Raw genomic sequence first — 20,733 nt, 5'->3', positions numbered from 1 at the left:
AGTCTGGGAGGTGCTCAGGCTGCGCCGTGTCGGTGATGGGGGTTTGAGGCGAATTTGAAGCGAATGTGAAGTGGCCGCTGCGCTGATCTGCGCGCCGGCACTGTGACGCACTGAGGGAATACGAAGATCCATCAGCGCAATTGCAACCCAGGCCCGCAACCTGCTTCCGTTTACTCGACGGCACTTCGCATCGCCACTGCGCGTGGCAGCGGCAGGCGCAACGATGTGCCTGCAGTTGCATGCTGCAGGTTCGTATCTTCGGTTTTCATGTTGTTCTGAGCACGGCTTTCCAGTCCCGTCCTTTTCCAGACGTTCGTCACTTCGCGCGCGCCACATCGGCGCCGTCGTATCCGTCTGCCCGCTGGCCGCCCGTGGCTCCACCCCGGCGTCGACTGCATTCCTCTCTTAGCCTGGAGTTTGTCAGCCATGAACACCCAACGTTCGCTCGTGCTCTGCCTGCTCGCGTCCCTGAGCCTGTCGTCTGCTGTCGCGCAGGCGGCAACGCACGGCATGGGCTTGAAACCCTCGTCGTTGATGCAGCCGGTCACCCCGCTGTTCGGCACGGCGAGCGCCGCCAAATCGCTGCCTGCGACGGTGGACCTGACCGCCTGGGCGATCCCGCCGGGCGACCAGGGCCAGGTGAATTCCTGCGTATCGTGGGCCACTGCCCACACCCTCACCGGCTGGTATGCCAACGCCAACAAACAGGCGCAGACCCGCTTTGCCCCGATGTATCTCTACAGCCAGGTCAATGGCGGCGTCGATGACGGTTCCAGCTTGGAAGCGCCGTTAGACGTGGCGCTGGCGCAGGGCATCGACACCGAGCAGCATTATTCGTGGGGCAACTACAACTGGAAGAACCCGCCCACCGCCGCCGACCGCGCCAACGCGGCCAGGAACCCGACGCCGTACCGCAAGTACACGGTGCTGTATTCGGGCAACGGCAACGGTGGGCGTGCCCTGATCGAGCAGATCAAGCTTGCGTTGGCTGCGTCCACGCCGGTGGTGATCGGCTTCAATGTCCGGCAAGGCTTCGAGGATCTCTCGCCAAAGAACCAGGTCGATTACGACATCACCACGCCGCTCCTGGGTAGGCATGCAGTGATTGCGCTGGGCTACGACAGCGAGGGATTGCTGATCGAAAACAGCTGGGGCACCGAGTGGGGCACCAAGGGCTTCGGCAAGCTGGCGTGGTCGGTGGTGGCCAAGGACGTCACCGGGGCAGACGTGGTGCACTGACGCGCCACGCGCGACTTGATCCATCGTTGATCCACATGCGGCATGTGCCACCACGCATGCCGCAATTGCCAGGCTGCGGCAATCGTCCGCCGGCCTGGTGCGCACGCCACGCGATGCGCTTCAACCACGAGGCAGGCACAGTGCCGCCACCGCGCCGCCGGCCTCGCGATTGCGCAAGGCCACCTCGCCGCCGTGCAGGCGCGCCACCTCGCGCACGAACGGCAGGCCCAGGCCGGAACTGCGTTGCCCGGTCTGCGGGCGGGCCAGCGAGTAGAAGCGCTCGAACACGCGTTCGATCGCGTAGTCCGGCACGCCGCTGCCGCGGTCTTCGACCAGCAACTGCAGCTGCGCGTCCTGCACTTGCGTGCGCAGGGACACGCTGCTGCCCGCCGGTGAGAACGCGATGGCGTTTTCCAGCAGGTTGATCAGCGCCTGCCGCAGCAAGAAGGCATCGCCGTGCACGGCCTGGCTGCCGGCCGCCAGGCCTGCGGCATCGATCTCGACCTGCACCCCGGCGCTGGCAGCGCGTTGCGCCACGGCATCCACCGCCGCCTGCAGCAGGCCGGACACGGCGATGCGCTCGCGCGTCTGCAGCCAGCCGTGCTGTTCCACTTCGGCCAGCGCCAGCAGCTTGTCGATGGTTTCGGTCAGGCGCTGTTCCTGCGCGCGGATGCTGGCGACGAAGTGCTGGCGGTCGGCGTCCGGCAACGGTTCGGTGAGCAGTTCCGAGGCGCCGCGGATCGCCGCCAGCGGGCTTTTCATCTCGTGCGTCAGCGACTGCACGTACTGCTCCACGTAGGCCTTGCCTTCCAGCTTGCGGCGCATGGTTTCCAGCGCCTGGCCGAGGTCGCCGATCTCGTCGCCGCGCGGCTTGGGCGGCGGCACCGGGATGCCGGCGCTCACCGCCTGCGCATAGCGATTGAGCCGGCCGATGCCGCGCATCAGCCACCAGGTCATCGCGATGCCGATCAATGCGGAAATGCCGATCAGCCAGGCGCCGCGCTGCAGGATGTTGCGCTGGCTGGCCTCGATGAAGGGATCGATACTGCGATTGGGCTGGGCCAGGGTCAGCACGCCGATCAGTCGTTTGCGGTCGTCCGGCGCATAGATCGGTGCGGCCACATGCATCACCGTCGCGGTGGGGTCGCCATCGATCTCCGGGCTGGAACGCGCACCGTATTCGCCGCGCAAGGTGCGGTAGACATCGTTCCAGCGCGAATTGTCGCGGCCCACATCGCGGCCCAGCGAATCGAACACCACCACGCCCCGCGCATCGGTCACGGTGACGCGGTAGTCCACGTTGTTCTTGCGAAAGCGCCACACCCAGGCCTTGGGGTCGCGCTGCTGCGCCTGCGTCAGATGGCGGGCGAAACTGCCGCTGGCAATCGTGCCTTGCGCAAGCTCGGGGCCGGCCATTTCTGCCAGCACATTGGCCGCATCCACCAGCGTGGATTCCATCGCCTGGCGCACGCCGGGCTTGACCTCGTTGACGAATACCCGCATCACGAAGAACGCGGCCAGCCCGACGATCAGGAAAAACCCCAGGAACAGCTTGAGCCCGAGCCGCATCTCAGCGCACCGCCCGGGTGATGCACGCAGCCCTGCGCAAGATCATCGGCTACAGCTCCAGCGCGTAGCCGAGGCCACGGTGGGTGCGGATCGGATCGGCCGGCACGCCGGCCTGGCGCAGCTTGCCGCGCAGGGTCTTGATATGCGTGTCGACGGTGCGGTCGGCACTGTCGGCGCTGGCGTCCCAGCCTCGGTCCATCAACTGCGCGCGGCTGAGGATGGCGCCGGGACGCTGCAGCAATGCCGCCAGCAACGCGTATTCGTAGCGGGTCAGCGGCAGCAGGGCATCGCCATAGCGGATGCGGCTGCCGTCGCGGTCGATCGCAAAGGCGCCATGCGGTTGCCAGCCGGGTTCGGCCGCCGCTGCCACGCTGCGGCGACGCAGCCGTGCCCGCACCCGCGCCACCAGCTCGCGTGGGGAGAACGGCTTGGCCATGTAGTCGTCGGCGCCCAGCTCCAGCCCCAGCACGCGGTCGATCTCGTCGTTGCGCGCCGTGAGGAAGATCACCGGCACCTCGCTGAAGCTGCGCAGGCTGCGGCAGACCTCGAAGCCGCTGATGTCCGGTAGGCCCACATCCAGCACCACCAGGTCGGCCGGCTCGGCACGCAGCCGCGCCAGCGCCTCGCGGCCCAGCAGGCAGTGTTCGGGCGCATAGCCTTCGCTGCGCAGCGCATACAGCACGGTATCGGCGATGGCGGCCTCGTCTTCGACGACGAGCACGCGGACGGGAGTGTCGGACATGGCGCGCAGCATAGCCGCAGGCGTGCACGATCTATAGCGCCGACGCAGCGCGCGCGAGGTTCCCGCCAGCGCAGCCCTTCGCCGGCACCGGCCGCGCCGGCTGCAGCAGACCGCGGGCGACCGCGCATCCCAGCGCAAACCCCCGCGCCCGCTTACACTGCCGCGATGAACTATCGCCACGCCTTCCATGCCGGCAACCATGCCGACGTGCTCAAGCACATCGCCTTGCTGGCGCTGATCGACTCGCTCAAGCGCAAGGACACCCCGTTCTTCGTGCTCGACACCCACGCCGGGCGCGGCCGCTACCCGCTCGGCGGCGAGGAAAGCCGCAAGACCAGCGAAGCCGATGCGGGGGTGATGCGCTTGATGGCCGCATCCACCCTGCCGGAGGTGGTCGAGCGCTACCTGCGCGCGGTGCAGGCCGACAACCAGCTCCCCGCGCGCGCCGCCGCCGGGCAGAAGCCGGCGCGCCCCACTGCCGGCATCCAGCTCAACCATTACCCCGGCTCGCCGCTGCTGGCCGCCCAAGCGCTGCGCGCTCAGGACCGCATGGCGTTCTGCGAACTGCAGCCGGACGAAGCCCAGGCACTGAAGCACCTGTTCGACAAGGACAGCCGCGTGCGCGTGCACGCCGGCGACGGCTATGCGGCGATCCGCGCCTTCCTGCCGCCGCGCGCGGGCGACACCAGGATCGGCCGCGGGCTGGTGCTGATCGACCCGCCCTACGAAGCGCAGGATGCCGAATACCCGCAGATCATCCACAGCGTGCGCGAGGTGCTGGCGCGCTGGCCGCAGGCGATCTGCATGGTGTGGTACCCGATCAAGCTGCGTCGCAGCCTGCAGCCGTTCATGCGTAAGGCCGCCGCGCTGCCGGCCAAATCGGTGCTGGTGGCCGAGCTGCAGGTGCGCCCGGACGACTCGCCGTTGCGCCTGACCGGCAGCGGGCTGCTGATCGTCAACGCGCCCTGGCAGTTCGACCAGGTGCTGGCGCCGGCCTTGCCGGTACTGAAGCAGCATCTGGGCGAACCCGGCGCCTCCACCCGGCTGGAGTGGCTGCGCCAGGACGCCTGATCGGCCGCCGGCCGTGGTGGTGGCCGATGGCAGCCGGAACGGCTGGACGCTGTGCTGCGGTCGGCTGCCGGCTGTCACCGCGCCAGGCAGTTGACGCAGACTCCCCTGCATGCGCTGCACGGCACCACCGGTGTACCCGGCCGCTGGGCTGCCCGCGCGGCCGCGGTGATGCTGCGCGGCGATAGTGCCAGTGCGGCGTGGCAGGCCACGCGTCGACGGGCCACGCCCCTGCCAACGCCGGTCCCAGCACTCTCACGACTGGCTCACGGCTCGGCTCGTTACAGTTGCGTGGGAAGCACTGCCACCCCTCGTTGGCTCTCAGCGACGCACCGGATTCATTCACGGTCGCGCGCCGAGCTGGTGCCAGAATCTTCCGATCTTTAAGGAATACCGGTCATGGCCATCCGCAATCGCATGCCTCCCTGGCATGAAAACTTCAGCCTGCCCAATGGCCGCACCCTGTTGCTCCGCCCGATCCGTCCAGAGGACGGCCCGCCGCTGCAAGGGGCATTCAGCCTGCTGGGACCGGAGGAGATCCGTGCGCGCTTCGTGCGCTCCTCCGCCGAGATCACCCCGGAGATGGTGCAACGCCTGACCCATCCCAACCCCAAGAGCGAGATCGTGCTGGTCGCCGCCGAGCAGCTGCCGCCGGGCGAAGCGCTGGTCGGCGCGGTGGCGCGGGCAGCGCTGGTGCCGGGCACCCGCCAGGCCGAGTACACCATCCTGGTCAGCAGCTTCGTCGCCGGCCAGGGGCTGGGCCGGCAGCTGATGCGCAAGCTGGTCAAGTGGGCGCGCCGCAAATATCTCGATTGCCTGTTCGGCGACGTGCTGCAGAGCAACGTGCCGATGCTGCAGCTGGCCGAATCGCTGGGCTTCAAGCCGCAGGCGCATCCTGACTCGCCGGAGCTGGTGCGGATGGTGCTGGAGTTGGATGCCTGAGGGGCTGGGATTCGGGATTCGGGATTTGGGATTCGTGAAAGCGGATCGCGGTTATCTTGGATGATCGGGGCTCATGTTTTGCTGCATCACGGGAAATCCACTTTCCGGGGCGGCCTGACGTTCCTCGACGGTACGCTGCGAAACCCGCCAAGAGGATCGCTGCGCTGACGCCCGCTGTGTTTGGCTGATACCGCGGTGCCACGTAAAACCGTCTGGCGTGGTGCCCTTACCGATTGCGGGACCGTTGGCGGCATGGATGCCGCCACCGAGCCTCCACGGATGGATTCACGGCGTGTCCCGCAAGCGGTGAGGACACCGCGCCTTCGACCCACCCAGCTGTGACTCCAACGTCGGCCGGTCACGGCAGCGGCAAGCCAAGCAGAACCTGGCGAAACTGTTCGCGCACGGCCCACTGCCCGCTTTCACGCCAGTCGGCGGCCCGGCGTTCCTCGACGGTACGCTGCGAAACCCGCCGAGAGGATCGCTGCGCTGACGCCCGCTGTGTTTGGCTCATACCAAGGCGCCCCGTAAAACCGTCTGGCGCGGTGTCCTCGCCGCTTGCGGGACCGTGTGGCGGCATGGATGCCGCCACCGAGCCTCCACGGACGGATTCACGTCGTGTCCCGCAAGCGGTGAGGGCACCGCGCACTCGACCCACTCAGCTGTTACTCCAACCTCGGCCGGTCACGGCAGCGGCAAGCCAAGCAGAACCTGGCGAAACTGTTCGCGCATGGCCCACTGCCCGCTTTCACGCCAGATGGACCGAGCATTGCGGGGGCTCTGATAAAATCGCCGGCTGATGCCGTCGCCTACCTACCCCTCTCCGCCGCTGCCCAAGTCCGGCCAGCTCCGCGCCTACTGGCGCGCACCGTCGTCTCCCACTGCGTTGGCCTGGTCGATCGCGCGGGCTGCCGAGGCGCATGCCGGGCCGCTGCTGGTGATCGCACGCGACAACCAGAGCGCGCACCAGATCGAAGCCGATCTGCATGCCCTGCTGGGTGAATCGACGTCGCTGCCGGTGGTGCCGTTTCCCGACTGGGAAACCCTGCCCTACGACCAGTTCAGCCCGCACCCGGAGATCATCAGCCAGCGGCTGGCAGCGCTGCATCGCCTGCCCGGCCTGAGCCGCGGCGTGGTGATCGTGCCGGTGCAGACCTTGCTGCAGCAGTTGGCGCCACTGAGCTATATCGTGGGCGGCAGCTTCGATCTCACCGTTGGCCAACGGCTGGATCTGGAGGCGGAAAAACGCCGTCTGGAAAGCGCCGGCTACCGCAACGTGCCGCAGGTGATGGATCCGGGCGATTTCGCGGTGCGCGGCGGCCTGCTGGACGTATTCCCGATGGGTGCGGACACGCCACTGCGCATCGAACTGCTGGACGAGGACATCGATTCGATCCGCGCCTTCGACCCCGAGTCGCAGCGTTCGCTGGACAAGGTGGACGCGGTCAAGATGCTGCCCGGCCGCGAAGTGCCGATGGACGATGCCAGCATCGAACGCGTGCTGGCCTGCCTGCGCGAACGTTTCGATGTGGATACCCGCCGCAGTGCGCTGTATCAGGACCTGAAATCCGGCATCGCGCCCTCGGGCGTGGAGTATTACCTGCCGATGTTCTTCGACAGGACCGCCAACTTGTTCGATTACCTGGACAAGCGCGTGCTGCCGGTGATCGCCACCGGCGTCTCCAACGCCGCCGACGCGTTCTGGACCCAGGCCCAACACCGCTACGAACAGCGTCGCCACGATGTGGAACGCCCGCTGCTGCCGCCGGACGAGCTGTATCAGTCCCCCGATGCGCTGCGCGAGCGGCTCAACAAGCTGGCGCGCATCGAGGTGTGGCCAGCCGACCACCCGCGCCTCGACGAGGCATCCGCGCTCGGCGACCAGCCGTTGCCGCCGTTGCCGGTGGCGGCCAAGGACGCGCCCGCCGGACAGGCGCTGGCCTCCTTCCTGGGCCACTATCCGGGCCGCGTGCTGGTGGCCGCCGATTCGGCCGGCCGTCGCGAAGCCTTGATGGAAGTGTTGGCCGCCGCACAGCTCAAGCCGGAGGTGGTCGCCGACCTGCCTGCGTTCCTGGCCGCCACAACGCTGCGTTTCGGCATTACCGTGGCGCCGCTGGAAGATGGGTTTGCGCTGGACGACCCGCAGATCGCGGTGCTCACCGAGCGCCAGCTGTTTCCCGAACGGGCCAACCAGCCGCGCCGCACGCGCCGGGTGGGACGCGAACCGGAAGCGATCATCCGCGACCTGGGCGAGCTGTCCGAAGGCGCGCCGATCGTGCACGAGGATCACGGCGTGGGCCGCTACCGCGGCCTGATCGTGCTCGATGCCGGCGGCATGCCCGGCGAGTTCCTGGAAATCGAATACGCCAAGGGCGATCGGCTGTACGTGCCGGTGGCACAGCTGCACCTGATCAGCCGCTATTCCGGTGCCTCGGCCGAGACCGCGCCGCTGCACTCGCTGGGCGGAGAGCAATGGACCAAGGCCAAACGCAAGGCGGCCGAAAAGGTCCGCGACGTCGCTGCCGAACTGCTGGAAATACAGGCGCGCCGCCGCGCGCGCGCCGGCCTGGCGTTGCAGGTGGACCGCGCGATGTACGAGCCGTTTGCGGCCGGATTCCCGTTCGAGGAAACCGGCGACCAGCTGGCCGCCATCGATGCAACGCTGCGCGATCTGGCCAGCAGCCAGCCGATGGACCGCGTGGTCTGCGGCGACGTGGGTTTCGGCAAGACCGAAGTGGCGGTACGTGCGGCGTTTGCCGCGGCCAGCGCCGGCAAGCAGGTCGCCGTGCTGGTGCCGACCACATTGCTGGCCGAACAGCACTACCGCAATTTCCGCGACCGTTTCGCCGATTACCCGATGAAGGTGGAAGTGCTCTCGCGCTTCAAGAGCACCAAGGAGATCAAGGCCGAACTGGAGAAGGTCGCCAGCGGCGACATCGACGTGATCATCGGCACGCACCGGCTGCTGCAGCCGGACGTGAAGTTCAAGGATCTCGGGCTGGTCGTCGTGGACGAGGAGCAACGCTTCGGCGTGCGGCAGAAGGAAGCGCTCAAGGCGATGCGCGCCAATGTGCATCTGCTCACGCTGACCGCCACGCCGATCCCGCGCACGCTCAACATGGCCATGGCCGGTTTGCGCGACCTGTCCATTATCGCCACCCCGCCGCCGAACCGGCTGGCGGTGCAGACCTTCATCACCGCCTGGGACAACACCCTGCTGCGCGAAGCGTTCCAGCGCGAGCTCAGTCGCGGCGGGCAGCTGTACTTCCTGCATAACGATGTGGAAAGCATCGTGCGCATGCAGCGCGATCTGTCCGAACTGGTGCCCGAAGCGCGCATCGGCATCGCGCACGGGCAGATGCCCGAGCGCGAGCTGGAGCGGGTGATGCTGGATTTCCAGAAGCAACGCTTCAACGTGTTGTTGTCGACCACGATCATCGAATCGGGCATCGACATTCCCAACGCCAACACCATCATCATCAACCGCGCCGACCGCTTCGGCCTGGCCCAGCTGCACCAGCTGCGTGGCCGCGTCGGCCGTTCGCATCACCGCGCCTACGCGTATCTGGTGGTGCCGGACCGGCGCTCGATGACATCCGATGCGGAAAAACGCCTGGAAGCGATCGCCTCGATGGACGAGCTCGGCGCCGGCTTCACGCTGGCCACGCACGACCTGGAAATCCGCGGTGCCGGTGAGTTGCTGGGCGAGGACCAGAGCGGACAGATGGCCGAGGTCGGTTTCAGCCTCTACACCGAGCTGCTGGAACGCGCGGTGCGCAGCATCCGCCAGGGCAAGCTGCCCGACCTGGATGCCGGCGAGGAAGTGCGCGGTGCCGAGGTGGAACTGCACGTGCCCTCGCTGATTCCCGAGGATTACCTGCCCGACGTGCACACCCGCCTGACCTTGTACAAGCGCATTTCCAGCGCGCGCGATGCCGAGGCCTTGCGCGAATTGCAGGTGGAAATGATCGACCGTTTCGGTCTGTTGCCGGACCCTGTCAAACACCTGTTCGCCATCGCCGAGCTCAAGCTGCAGGCCAATGTCCTGGGCATCCGCAAGCTGGATCTGGGCGAGAACGGCGGGCGCCTGGTGTTTGAAGCCAAGCCCTCGATCGACCCGATGACCATCATCCAGATGATCCAGAAGCAGCCGAAGCTCTACGCGATGGATGGCCCAGACAAACTGCGCATCAAGTTGCCGTTGCCCGAGGGCGCGGACCGCTTCAATGCCGCACGCGGCCTGCTGGCGGCGCTGGCACCGGGCTGACGACGGCGGCGTTTCTCGTCACACCGGCAGCACGCCTGTGGCAGCCGCGAATGATCGGAAATGGCCGTTGGCGCAGACCAGCGATGTTGCAACCAAGCGCGGCATGTTCTGCTCGATGCCGCGCACCGTCTGCATACATCCAAGACCGAGGCGCCGTTGCTCTGCTCTAGCCGCCCTTATGGCTGCGACGCGGGAGCGCGCAGTGCAATCTCCCGGTATTGGGCGCGATCACCATAGCGTGTGGCTTTCTTCTCGAAAACCGCGCATAGCCGATCCTTGCCGCAGGGCACCAGGTCCGCGCGCATGACCCTGTCCAGATACGCTACTTCTGCACGGTAGTGCGCTACTTCGGCAGCCGCCGCCTTGGCGGTGTAAAGCGCGTAGCCTGCCACCATCACGCTGAGGGCGCCTGCCGCAAGCAGGCTGACTGAAGCGACCCACATGCGCCGCGTGACGGTGGTTTCGAGAGACTGTTGCGCATGCGTAAAACGCTGCGTGGTTTGCCCAAGCCTCTGCCCGGCCGCGGCCAGTGTCGCGTCGAATCGCTCCACCGCCGGGGCCAGCGCCTGCTGGCTCAGTTGCACCAGCCGCGGCAGCGCGCTCTCCACCATCCGGTTGACCCGCAGATCGGCACTGTTGACCGCGTCCTGCAACCGCTGCAACTGCTGCCGCACCTGCTCATGCATGCGGTCGTCGCGTTGCTGCATGGTCGCAATCAGCACGGCCATGGCATCGATGGTTTCCTGCAACTTCTGATTCGACGCCCCAAGGATGGCGTTGGCTTGCAACAGTTCGGGAATGTTCTGACCGTTCATCGTCTCTCTCCAAAGCGTCAATGCAGCGCATCTTGCGTGGACTATCCACCACCACCGCCTCCTACGCCACCTCCACCTCCGCCACCGTCTCCACCGCCACCGCCGTCCCCTTGAGGGCCATAGTGCATCATGGGGCCGGTGGCAAACTGCGGCAGCGTCAACACCATCATCGGGCCACGGCTGGTCTGTACCTCCGCGGTCACGTCCATTCCCAACGCCTGACGTGCAGTCACCTGCTCCTGCGCCTCCTGCTGGGCATTGGCTTGCAGATGGTCACGGCCACGTTGGGCCAGCGCATTGGCGACCGGGTTGCCGGCAATCCGCCTGAGCGCTTCGTCGATGGCCAGATCGTTCTTGGAGTGGAGGGCATACAGCAGATCGTTGACGTCCGGGGTTGCGCTGATGTCCTTGTGCAGCGGCGGCTGCAGATCCCCGTGTGCGTTGCCAGGCTGCGTCGTGGCAGCACTGGCGGTGTCGGGCGTACTTCCTTGTGCCATCGCCTCGCGCGGCGGATAGGCTGCGTCCACCTTCGCCACGGCGCCATTGGGGTCGTGCTCGCCGCGTAGTTCCAGCTCTGTGAACGGCAGTTCTCCGCGCGCCACCCGTGCCTGCCGTTGTTCGGCAATCCGGGCGTTTCGCGCGAACTCCTGCTCGAGTTGCGCCCGCAGTGCACGCATCGTCGGCGGCGTTGGCGACGCCGGGTCGGGGCGGGCGGGCGCATCGGCACCATCGACAGCGGCGGCGGCGACCTGCGATGCCAAAGGCGCCTGGACCGCAGCGTGTGCATGTTCGGGCAGCGCCACAGCGCGATCGGTGCCACCTGCCTCCGGTGACCGCACCGTGGTGTCCTCCAAGCGGGTGGAGGGAGGCGGCCGAGCTGGCTCCTGCGCTACAGTCGGCGCTCGTGTCTGCAGGTCCTGCGCGGGCGCCGTCTCGTAGCGCTCGTCGGCCAGTGACGCAGTGGATGGCACCTGCGGATGCATGAGCGCGACCCGTGGTGGATGTTTCTGTGCGTCCGGCGGCTCCGCAGGAAATGGCCCCTGCGGCGGGGCCGGGGCTTGCGGTTCGGGGTTGCGCAGGTCCGCATCGCGCCACGCGGTTGTGGGCGTGATATGCGACACCGCCGTGTCCTGGGCAAACGCCTTCCGGCCGTGTTGGGCGTCAGACTCCTGTGCGGGCCCATCCAGCGTGACTTGCTGTGCGGTCTCGGTCTCGAGCAGCGACGTGCGCGCGGCCGGCATGTCGGGTGTGGTCGGTACAGCGTCCTCGCGTGCCTGCTGCCGGGCCGGAACTGGCAGTGCCTCTGCGACAAAGCGCTCCGATGGCGCAGGGGAGACGGCTGCTTGCTCCTGCTCTGCGGCCTGCAGCGGGACGCGCTGTGCCTCAGCGGCCGCCGCGTGGCCCAGTGAAGATTCCTGTGCCTGCCCAGGAGGCGCATCCTTCGCTTGAACCCGCTGGACGTGTTGCCCCGCGGGAACCGGTTGCTCGACGTCCTGGGCCTGAGGGAATCCCGATGCGCGTTGCTGCGGGTCCTGCTCCGGCGGCGGCTGTTGGTGCTTTTCGGCGTCGCGCGCCAGATCGGTTTGCTGCACACGCTGGGTGTTGCGTTGCTCCTGCTCGTGGTGTCGGGCGTGCTGCGTGTGACGCTGCTGGATGTCCTTTTCTTCACGCTGCTGGAGCTCGCGCTGCTGGCTGGTCTGTGCCTGGCGCTCCTGCAGCAGGCGCTCTGCCCGCTCGCGTTGCTCCTGCGTGTCGTGCTGAGCGGCCAACACCGCGCGTGCCTGGAGTGCTTGCTCGGCGCGGCCGCGGTCGTCGTGCTCCGATGGTGCCTGCTGAAGGTGTTCGCGCACCTGCGCGGCATGCTGCTCCTGCGCGAGGCGATCCTGCTGGATGCGTTCCTGACGCTCCTGGGCCGCGTGGGCGGCCTGCGTGCGCGCCTGCACATCCAGCAGCAACTGCGGGCTGGACGCGGCAGAGGCGCCAGACGTATCGGCATCGGCAGCGCCGTCAGATGGGCACGCCGCGGATGCGACGTGGCGGCCTGGTTGGTCGGGCGATGATGGCTGCTGCCGTTGCTGCGCACGTACCTCCTGCAGCGCCTGACGGATGTCCTCGGTGCTGGTGACCGCTGCAATGCGCGCCACGCCATCGGCACCGCGCTGCAGATGGACGATCGGGCTGTCGGCGCCGTACTGACCGCCGGGGCCCCGCTGCAGCTGCATGGCGCCATCGCCTGCGAGTCCTTTCGCTTCGCGGGTGCGCTGTGTCGCCAGCTCGATCGCTTCGCGCCAGTGCGGCTGCAGTTCCGTGCCCACGATGCGGTAGCGGTACAGCGTCTGCTCGCGCTGCACGTCCTGCGGCGACGGCGGGATTTGCCGGATGGCGGCAATTGCCTGGGCCTGCTCGGCGAGCGCCGGCTGCAGCATGGCGCGCGTGGTCTCCAGTTCCAGCACGCGATTGGCATCGGGCGGAGCGCCGTGGCTGGTCCACTGGCCTTCCATGTTGCGGTAGTAGCGCTGACCGTCCGAGGCGGTCAGCGCATCAGGATCCGGCAACGCTTGCTGCACGGCCGGCGACATCGGCAGCCCATCGGCGGCCCAGCCGCTGCGGTGGTAGGCCAGTTCATAACGCGCGGCGATCGCCCCTGGGCTGTTGGCGATGTTGCAGGCGATGGTGGCCTGCGCCTGCGCCTCCAGTTCGGCCGCGCGTGGCGGCAAGGCGGTCTCCTGCACGTAGCTGCCGCGCTCGTTGGCACCGGAGACCGCGGTCTTGACCAGACGATGCCATTGTCCGTCTGCCGGATCGTGTCGCCAGTCGGCGGTGCTCAGGCTCGGGCGGTCGGTGGCGTTGGCCGGCTGGCGATACGGATCAGCGGGCGCAGGCGCATCTTTGAGAGCGAGTGCGGCGGCGGCAGTGGTGGCCCGGTACCTGAGTTCGCGGGCCTTTTGGTAGCTGGCGACGATGGGCGTGGCGGTGGGGTTGTCCACGCCATCGGCAGTGCAGTATCCGTGGTGTTCGAAGTGGCCGTGACGATCCAGAAACTGCCGAAGATCTACGCGATGAATGGCCAGGAAAAACTGCGCATCAAGTTGCCGCCGCCCGAGGGTGCGGACCGCTTTAACGCCACATGCGGCCTGCTGGCGGCATTGGTATCCGGCTGACGCACATCATTGCGCCGCGCCGTGGCGCCATGAAAACAGGCTCAAGCGCGGTGATGAGCGCAGGCAACGCAGTGCCTGCCTGCAGCTATCGCTGCGCTTGCTTGCGCAGGCTTGAGGATCTCCATGCCGCCAACGACTGCGGTGATGCGCGATGAATCGCATCGCTCGCGTTCGCCGCGGCAGATGCATCATCCCGATGCGGCAGCGCACTTCGCGAGCATGAGCCTGGCTCTTGCAGGCACTTTTGTCCCCGGGACTGTCCAGGACATCTGGCCCCTGAGCCCGTCTGCGACAAACCTGAGCAATTAATTCCCGTGCAGTGACAGGTTTCGCATTTCCGTCATCGCGCTGAATTTGACCTAAATATTCCGGCCGGGCGCCGATACCTGCATAGACCGGCATGCCCGGCGTGCGCACCCCGCCCACGCCGATCACGCCACAGCGACCTTCCCCGCGTCATCGCGCACGCTGCGCACCGCATCGCTCGAGGCACCCATGACCACCCTATCGTCCGATTTCCCCGCGCCGTTGACGCTTGCCCTGGAGGGCGAGATGACGATCCGTCGCGCCGCCGAACTCAAGCCGCTGCTGCAACCGGCACTGGCGCATCCGGGTGGGCTGCACCTGGACCTGGGCGCAGTCAGCGAGATCGACACCACCGGCCTGCAGTTGCTGCTGGCCACCAAGCAGGCGATCCAGGCCGATGGACGGCCGTTCTCGCTCACCGATTCCAGCCGCGCGGTGGTCGATGTGATCGAACTACTCGGCCTGCTCGAAGCCTTGTATCCGCATGCGGTCGCAAGTCTCGACGCACGACTTCACTAACGGACCCGGTGACGCGCGCATGGACATGAATCAGCTGATGCAGACGTTCCTGGCCGAAAGCCGGGATCTACTCGAAGACATGGAACGCCACCTGCTCGAAGCCGAGCGCGGCGAGTCTTCGCCGGATGCGGTCAACGCGATCTTTCGCGCCGCGCATACTATCAAGGGCTCGGGCGGCCTATTCGATCTGCCGCAGCTGGTGGGCTTCACCCATGTGGTGGAAAGCGTGCTGGATCTGGTACGCGACGAAGCGCTGACACTGAGTTCGGAACTGATCGCGCTGCTGCTGGTGTGCTGCGACCACATCCACGCATTGGTGGAAACCGCCGCCGACCCCAGCCATGCCGATCCGGCCGCGCTGGCCGCCGAAGCCGAACCGCTCTTGGCGCAGTTGCAGACCTACCTGCAAGGCAGCAGCTGTGGCGTCACCGCAGCCGCCGCGCAACACGCCACGCCGGAAAAACAGAGCGGCTACTGGCGCATCGGCCTGACGCTGTTTGCAGACGCGCTGCGCTTCGGCAATTCGCCGCTCAAGCTGATCCGCAATCTGCGCAGCCTGGGTTCGGTGGAATCGATCAGCACCGACTACAGCCAGCTGCCCACCTTCGAAGAGCTCGATCCGGAGGCCAACTATCTCGGCTTCCAGATCCTGCTGCGCAGCGATGCCGATCGCGCCGCCATCGACGACGTGTTCGAGTTCGTGCGCGACGATTGCGCGCTGGAGATCGCCGCCGTGCCGGCACCGACCGATGCGGCAGCCGTGGTGACCAGCGCGCCGGCGACGGCTGCACCGGCCAGCGCACTCGCCGCGGTGCCGGCCGCCACGCCGCCGCGCGCGGCAGCCGACGGCGGCGCACGCGGCGGCGCCGATGCGCGTTCCATTCGCGTCGATGCCGACAAGCTCGACCGCATGATCGATCTGGTCGGCGAACTCATCATTGCCGTGGCCAGCACCAATGCCAACGCGCAGCGCAGCGGCGATGCGCAGTTGCTGGAGTCGGCCTCGATCCTTGCAGGACTGGTGGAAGATGTGCGCGAAAGCGCGCTGCAGCTGCGCATGGTCAAGATCGGCGGCACCTTCAGCCGCTTCCAGCGCGTGGTGCACGATGTGGCACGCGAGCTGGGCAAGGACATCGCACTGGTAGTGGCCGGCGAAGACACCGAACTGGACAAGTCGGTGGTGGAAAAGATCGGCGACCCGCTCACCCATCTGGTGCGCAATGCGATGGACCATGGCATCGAACCGGCCGAAGTGCGCGTGGCGCGCGGCAAGCCGGCACGCGGCACCGTGGGCCTGAACGCCTATCACGACTCCGGCAGCATCGTCATCCAGATCACCGACGACGGTGGAGGACTGAATCGCGACAAGATCCTGGCCAAGGCGCTGGAACGCGGCCTGGTCGAACCCGGCCGCCAGCTCAGCGACCGCGAAGTGTTCGCCATGATCTTCGAGCCGGGTTTTTCCACCGCCGAAAAGGTCACCAACCTGTCCGGCCGCGGCGTCGGCATGGATGTGGTCAAGCGCAACATCACTGCGCTGCGCGGCACGGTGGACATCGACAGCACCGCCGGGCTGGGCACCACCATTTCGGTACGCCTGCCGTTGACCCTGGCCATCATCAATGGCTTCCAGGTCGGCGTGGGCAAGTCGGTGTTCGTGGTACCGCTGGATGTGGTGGAAGAGTGCGTGGAGTTCACGCCCGACTATGCCAGCGACTACATCGACCTGCGCGGCCGGGTGCTGCCGTATGTGCGCCTGCGCGAGTTGTTCGCGCTCGGCGGCAAGACGCCGGCACGCGAGAGCATCGTGGTGATCCGCCAGGGCACGCAGCGTTTCGGCCTGGTCGTGGATACCCTGCTGGGCGAATGGCAGACGGTGATCAAGCCGCTGTCCAAGGTGTTCGCCCAGGTCAAGGGCATCAGCGGCTCGAGCATCCTGGGCAGCGGCGATGTCGCGCTGATCCTGGACGTGCCCAGCCTGGTCCAGCAATTGCTTCCGCCGCAGGACGCGCTGGCCGCCTGAGCGCCCGCGTCATCCCTGCATATCGCCGGCGTCGTCGTTCGCCAATCGCATCGTTCGTTTCGTTGTTCCCTGACCCCAGGAAGCTACCGCCATGTCACACCGTCTTCCGATCGCTACGCAGTTGTGGTTCACCGCCGCGCTTGCCGTCGCCCTGCCCGTCCTGGTCATCGTCGCCGGCTTCGCGCTGACGCTATCGCACGCCGCCCTGCTGGCTGCCAGCGTGGTCGCCGCGTTGATCAGCGCCGCCCTGCTGGCCTGGGCCATCAGCCGCGCCGGCGCTTCGCTGGAGTTGGCGACCACGACCCTGGACGCCTTCTCCCGCGGCAATTTCGATGTCGCCCTGCCGCAGGTCGGCGAGCAACAGGCCAGCGATGTCTTGCGCGGACTGCGCAAGGTGCAGAGCGGGATCCGCCACGTCAACGACGAGATCAACCGTGTGTCGCGCGAACACGACGCCGGCGACATCGATGCGCGTATCGACGTGGCACGCTTCGATGGCGATTTCCGCACCATGGGCGATGGCATCAACCGCATGGTGGCCAGCCACATCGCGGTCAAGAAGCAGGCCATGGCCTGCGTGGCCGAATTCGGCCGCGGCAACTTCGCCGCCGAGCTGGAGCGGCTGCCGGGCAAGAAGGCCTTCATCAACGAGATCGTCGACCAGATCCGCGGCAACCTCACCGGCATGGTCGCCGAGGTCAACCGCATGTCGGCCGAACACGATGCCGGCGATATCGACGTGGTCATCGACACCCAGCGCTTCACCGGCGATTTCCGCCGTATGGCCGAAGGCATCAATGCCATGGTCGCCGGCCACATCGCGGTGAAGAAGCAGGCCATCGCCTGCGTGGGCGAGTTCGGCCGCGGCAACTTCACCGCGCAGCTGCCGCTGCTGCCGGGCAAGAAGCGCTTCATCAACGAGACGATCGAACAGGTACGCGGCAATCTCACCGGGCTGATCGCCGAGATCAACCACATGTCGGCCGAACACGAGGCCGGCGACATCGACGTGGTCATCGACACCGCCCGCTTCGATGGGGACTTCCGCAGCATGGCGGTCGGTATCAACCAGATGGTAGGTGCGCATATCGCGGTGAAGAAACTGGCCATGGGCGTGATGGCCGAATTCGGCCGCGGCAACTTCGATGCGCCGCTGGCGCAGCTGCCGGGCAAGAAGGCCTTCATCAACGAGACCGTGGAGCGCGCGCGCGGCAACCTGCGCAGCATCTCCGAAGTGATCCAGGTGATGGGCGCGATGGCCGAAGGCGACCTCACCCACACCGTGGAAGGCCGCTACGAAGGCGCCTTCGCCGACATGCAGCGCTACGTCAACACCACCATGAGCCGCCTCACTGAAATCGTCGACGAGGTCAACCGCAACGCCGAGAACCTGGCCAGCGCCTCCGAGGAAGTCAGCGCCACCGCGCAGGCCTTGGCCCAGGCCGCCAGCGAACAGGCCGCCGGCGTGGAAGAGACCAGCGCCTCGCTGGAGCAGATGACCGCCTCCATCGCGCAGAACACCGAGAACGCGCGCGTCACCGACAGCATGGCCGCCAAGGCCGCCAGCGAAGCGGCCGACGGCGGCGACACCGTGCGCGCCACCGTGGTGGCGATGAAGGACATCGCCAAGAAGATCGGCATCATCGACGACATCGCCTACCAGACCAACTTGCTCGCGCTCAATGCTGCGATCGAAGCGGCCCGCGCGGGCGAACATGGCAAGGGCTTTGCGGTGGTGGCCGCCGAAGTGCGCAAGCTGGCCGAACGCAGCCAGATCGCCGCGCAGGAAATCGGCGAGGTCGCCGGTTCCAGCGTGGATCTGGCCGAAAGCGCCGGCCGCGTGCTCGGCGAGATGGTGCCCTCGATCCGCCGCACCTCCGACCTGGTGCAAGAAATCGCCGCTGCCTCCGAAGAACAGACCGCCGGCGTCAGCCAGATCAACACCGCCGTGGGCCAGTTGAACCAGACCACGCAGTCGGCCGCGGCCAACGCCGAAGAACTGGCCGCCACCTCGGAGGAAATGAGCGCGCAGGCCGAGCAGTTGCAGCAGTTGATGGGCTTCTTCCGGCTGGGCAATGGCGGGCGTGGCGCAAGCCAGGCCAGCCGTCCGGGTCCGCGTCGGGTGGTACAGGCCAGCCAGGCCACGGCCATCCACGCACCGGCGCGGCGCACCAACGTGCGCCAGATCGGCGCGCTGGCCGCGACCGCCGATGCCATCGACGAATCGCAGTTCGCCAGTTTCTGAAGGAGCCGACGATGCAACCGCACAGCAGCGCAGTCACCGGCGCGCCGTCGTCCACGGCGCCGCAGCAATACCTGACCTTTTCGTTGGGCAAGGAAATGTTCGGCCTGGGCATTCTCGGCATCAAGGAAATCATCGAATACCGTGTGCCTACCGATGTGCCGATGATGCCGCCGGCCCTGCGCGGGGTGATCAACCTGCGCGGCGCGGTGGTGCCGGTGGTGGACCTGCAGCAGCGCGTGGGCCGCACCGCCAGCCCGATCACCAAGCGCAGCTGCATCGTGATCGTGGAGATCGCCCATGGCGACGGGCATCAGGTGCTCGGCCTGCTGGTGGATGCGGTGAGCGAAGTGCTGGACATCGCAGCCGAGGACATCGTGGAAACGCCCAGCTTCGGTGCCGGCATCCCGCGCGACTTCATCCATGCCATGGGCAAGATCGGCGAACGCTTCGTGATCCTGCTCGATGCCGATGCCGTGCTGGGCCACGATGCCCTGGCCCAGCTCCCCACCGCCGCACTGGCGGCCTGACAGCCGCCTGTACGCAAGGATTCCCATGCGCCCCGCCCTTCTTTCCTGCAACTGCACGCTGGCCGGCCCGGTGCTGGTCGTCGACGACAGCGTGGTCCAGCGCGAACACGCCATGGCGCTGTGCCGCCAGCTTGGCGCCAATGTGGTCGATGGCGCCGCCGATGGCCACGCCGCGCTGGAGTGGCTGGGCCGCGCCAGCGCGCCGTCGCTGCTGCTGATCGACCTGGAAATGCCCGGCATGGACGGCGTGCAGCTGCTCGATGCGCTGGCACGCGGCCAATACGGCGTGCCGGTGGTGGTGGTATCGCAACGCGGCGGCGCATTGATCGACGCGGTGATGCAACTGAGCCGCAGCGCCGGCGTGCGCGTGCTCGGCGGTATCGAAAAACCGATGAACCTGCAGGATCTGGCCACCGTGCTGGAGTGCGAACCCAGATCCAGCGCTGCCGCGCCGGCCGCATCGCCGACGGCGATCTCGCCGCTGATGTCCAGCGGCGGTGCGGCGGCCTCGCGCCTGGACCGCGCCATGCGCCGCGGCGAGATCCGCGTGGCCTATCAACCCAAGCTCGACCTGAAGGACGGCCGCCTGCGCGGGGTAGAAGCGCTGGCACGCTGGCGCCGCCCGCAGGGCGACATGATCGGGCCGGACCGCTTCATCCCGCTGGCCGAACGCGAGGGCCTGATCCATGCGCTGACCCAGCAGGTGATCGACAAGGCCATCGCGCAGCTGGTGGAGTGGCGCGGCGAGGGCTTCGAGCTGAGCCTGGCCTTGAACCTGTCGCCCCGCTTGCTCGGCGAAGAGGACTTTCTCGAGCAACTGTGCGCCAAGCTGGGCGACAACGGCCTGAGCCCGGCCGACCTGGTGCTGGAACTCACCGAAAGCGCCATCGTGGAGCCGGCCAACGCACTAAGCATGCTGGCGCGGCTGCGCCTGCACGGCTTCGGCCTGTCCATCGACGACTACGGCACCGGTTTCTCGTCGCTGCAGCGCCTGGCCAGCATTCCGTTCACCGAACTCAAGCTGGACCGCAGTTTCGTACAGGCCGCCCATCGCAGCCGCAGCCAGCGCACCGTGCTCGAATCCACGCTGGAGCTGGCGCATCGGCTGGAGCTGACCGCGGTGGCCGAAGGGGTGGAAACCCCGGACGACTGGCGCCTGCTGCGCGAGCTGGGCTGCGATCTGGCGCAAGGCTATCTGATGGGGTCGCCGATGCCCGGGCCGATGCTGTCGGACTGGTGGCGCGAACACGCCGTGCGCATCGCGCGCCTGAGCGAAGATTCCTTCTCCGCCGATGCGGACGTGGCCTGAA

General features: G+C 67.3%; 12 protein-coding genes and 2 pseudogenes. 9 read left to right on the top strand and 5 right to left on the bottom strand.

Annotated elements, in window-relative coordinates; translation table 11 throughout:
- Positions 1-426 precede the first annotated feature (426 nt).
- Positions 427-1,239 carry a C1 family peptidase gene (locus XcodCFBP4690_RS06060; protein ID WP_104540102.1) on the top strand — a complete coding sequence of 271 codons (813 nt, stop codon included), beginning with the start codon at positions 427-429 and terminating at the stop codon, positions 1,237-1,239.
- A 120-nt stretch (positions 1,240-1,359) separates the two neighbouring features.
- On the opposite strand, the gene creC is transcribed toward XcodCFBP4690_RS06060, so the two are convergent.
- Positions 1,360-2,808 (bottom strand): two-component system sensor histidine kinase CreC, encoded by a 1,449-nt coding sequence (creC, locus tag XcodCFBP4690_RS06055; protein ID WP_104540101.1) that lies wholly within the window; start codon positions 2,806-2,808, stop codon positions 1,360-1,362.
- 49 nt (positions 2,809-2,857) lie between these two features.
- Positions 2,858-3,562 (bottom strand): two-component system response regulator CreB, encoded by a 705-nt coding sequence (gene creB, locus XcodCFBP4690_RS06050; protein WP_208622703.1) that lies wholly within the window; start codon positions 3,560-3,562, stop codon positions 2,858-2,860.
- 153 nt (positions 3,563-3,715) lie between these two features.
- Here creB and XcodCFBP4690_RS06045 point away from each other — a divergent pair, with 153 nt between their 5' ends.
- The 3 genes from XcodCFBP4690_RS06045 to mfd all read left to right on the top strand — a co-directional run bounded on the left by XcodCFBP4690_RS06045 (position 3,716) and on the right by mfd (position 9,827).
- On the top strand, positions 3,716-4,621 hold the full coding sequence (locus tag XcodCFBP4690_RS06045; protein WP_104540100.1) for a 23S rRNA (adenine(2030)-N(6))-methyltransferase RlmJ: 906 nt from the start codon (positions 3,716-3,718) through the stop codon (positions 4,619-4,621).
- Positions 4,622-5,017: 396 nt separating this feature from the next.
- Positions 5,018-5,560, top strand: coding sequence for a GNAT family N-acetyltransferase (locus XcodCFBP4690_RS06040; RefSeq protein ID WP_047697449.1), 543 nt, complete (start codon positions 5,018-5,020; stop codon positions 5,558-5,560).
- A 799-nt stretch (positions 5,561-6,359) separates the two neighbouring features.
- Positions 6,360-9,827 carry a transcription-repair coupling factor gene (gene mfd, locus XcodCFBP4690_RS06030; protein ID WP_104540098.1) on the top strand — a complete coding sequence of 1,156 codons (3,468 nt, stop codon included), beginning with the start codon at positions 6,360-6,362 and terminating at the stop codon, positions 9,825-9,827.
- Positions 9,828-10,003: 176 nt separating this feature from the next.
- On the opposite strand, the gene XcodCFBP4690_RS06025 is transcribed toward mfd, so the two are convergent.
- From XcodCFBP4690_RS06025 to XcodCFBP4690_RS23390, 3 genes and pseudogenes are all read right to left on the bottom strand, one after another.
- Positions 10,004-10,663, bottom strand: a complete 660-nt coding sequence (locus XcodCFBP4690_RS06025) for a hypothetical protein (RefSeq protein WP_430523607.1) — start codon at positions 10,661-10,663, stop codon at positions 10,004-10,006.
- 20 nt (positions 10,664-10,683) lie between these two features.
- Positions 10,684-11,073 (bottom strand): annotated as a pseudogene (locus tag XcodCFBP4690_RS23395) (hypothetical protein); the annotation flags it as partial.
- Positions 11,074-11,808: 735 nt separating this feature from the next.
- A pseudogene (locus XcodCFBP4690_RS23390) lies at positions 11,809-13,641 on the bottom strand (hypothetical protein); the annotation flags it as partial.
- Positions 13,642-14,298: 657 nt separating this feature from the next.
- Between XcodCFBP4690_RS23390 and XcodCFBP4690_RS06015 the strand changes: the two are divergent.
- The 5 genes from XcodCFBP4690_RS06015 to XcodCFBP4690_RS05995 all read left to right on the top strand — a co-directional run bounded on the left by XcodCFBP4690_RS06015 (position 14,299) and on the right by XcodCFBP4690_RS05995 (position 20,732).
- Positions 14,299-14,628: an STAS domain-containing protein gene (locus tag XcodCFBP4690_RS06015; RefSeq protein WP_104540096.1), complete on the top strand. Its 330-nt coding sequence runs from the start codon at positions 14,299-14,301 to the stop codon at positions 14,626-14,628.
- 19 nt (positions 14,629-14,647) lie between these two features.
- Entirely contained in the window at positions 14,648-16,651 is a 2,004-nt protein-coding gene (locus XcodCFBP4690_RS06010; protein ID WP_104540095.1) for a chemotaxis protein CheA, read from the top strand.
- Positions 16,652-16,742: 91 nt separating this feature from the next.
- Positions 16,743-18,896 (top strand): methyl-accepting chemotaxis protein, encoded by a 2,154-nt coding sequence (locus XcodCFBP4690_RS06005; protein WP_146091846.1) that lies wholly within the window; start codon positions 16,743-16,745, stop codon positions 18,894-18,896.
- An 11-nt stretch (positions 18,897-18,907) separates the two neighbouring features.
- Positions 18,908-19,423: a chemotaxis protein CheW gene (locus tag XcodCFBP4690_RS06000; RefSeq protein WP_104540094.1), complete on the top strand. Its 516-nt coding sequence runs from the start codon at positions 18,908-18,910 to the stop codon at positions 19,421-19,423.
- Positions 19,424-19,448: 25 nt separating this feature from the next.
- Positions 19,449-20,732: an EAL domain-containing response regulator gene (locus XcodCFBP4690_RS05995; RefSeq protein WP_104540093.1), complete on the top strand. Its 1,284-nt coding sequence runs from the start codon at positions 19,449-19,451 to the stop codon at positions 20,730-20,732.
- Position 20,733 lies beyond the last annotated feature (1 nt).

Origin of the sequence: Xanthomonas codiaei, assembly GCF_002939785.1 — a bacterium.
Lineage (GTDB): Bacteria > Pseudomonadota > Gammaproteobacteria > Xanthomonadales > Xanthomonadaceae > Xanthomonas > Xanthomonas codiaei.
The sequence above is the reverse complement of the archived record's forward strand: the minus strand, read 5'-3'. Positions and strand labels throughout refer to the sequence as shown.

What these genes read in the sequence shown, in the direction of transcription:
- XcodCFBP4690_RS06060 (WP_104540102.1), top strand. Translation starts at nt 427, where the DNA reads ATGAACACCCAACGTTCGCTCGTGCTCTGCCTGCTCGCGTCCCTGAGC.
- XcodCFBP4690_RS06045 (WP_104540100.1), top strand. Translation starts at nt 3,716, where the DNA reads ATGAACTATCGCCACGCCTTCCATGCCGGCAACCATGCCGACGTGCTC.
- XcodCFBP4690_RS06005 (WP_146091846.1), top strand. Translation starts at nt 16,743, where the DNA reads ATGTCACACCGTCTTCCGATCGCTACGCAGTTGTGGTTCACCGCCGCG.
- mfd (WP_104540098.1), top strand. Translation starts at nt 6,360, where the DNA reads ATGCCGTCGCCTACCTACCCCTCTCCGCCGCTGCCCAAGTCCGGCCAG.
- XcodCFBP4690_RS06040 (WP_047697449.1), top strand. Translation starts at nt 5,018, where the DNA reads ATGGCCATCCGCAATCGCATGCCTCCCTGGCATGAAAACTTCAGCCTG.
- XcodCFBP4690_RS06015 (WP_104540096.1), top strand. Translation starts at nt 14,299, where the DNA reads ATGACCACCCTATCGTCCGATTTCCCCGCGCCGTTGACGCTTGCCCTG.
- XcodCFBP4690_RS06000 (WP_104540094.1), top strand. Translation starts at nt 18,908, where the DNA reads ATGCAACCGCACAGCAGCGCAGTCACCGGCGCGCCGTCGTCCACGGCG.
- XcodCFBP4690_RS06010 (WP_104540095.1), top strand. Translation starts at nt 14,648, where the DNA reads ATGGACATGAATCAGCTGATGCAGACGTTCCTGGCCGAAAGCCGGGAT.
- XcodCFBP4690_RS05995 (WP_104540093.1), top strand. Translation starts at nt 19,449, where the DNA reads ATGCGCCCCGCCCTTCTTTCCTGCAACTGCACGCTGGCCGGCCCGGTG.
- creC (WP_104540101.1), bottom strand. Translation starts at nt 2,808, where the DNA reads ATGCGGCTCGGGCTCAAGCTGTTCCTGGGGTTTTTCCTGATCGTCGGG.
- creB (WP_208622703.1), bottom strand. Translation starts at nt 3,562, where the DNA reads ATGCTGCGCGCCATGTCCGACACTCCCGTCCGCGTGCTCGTCGTCGAA.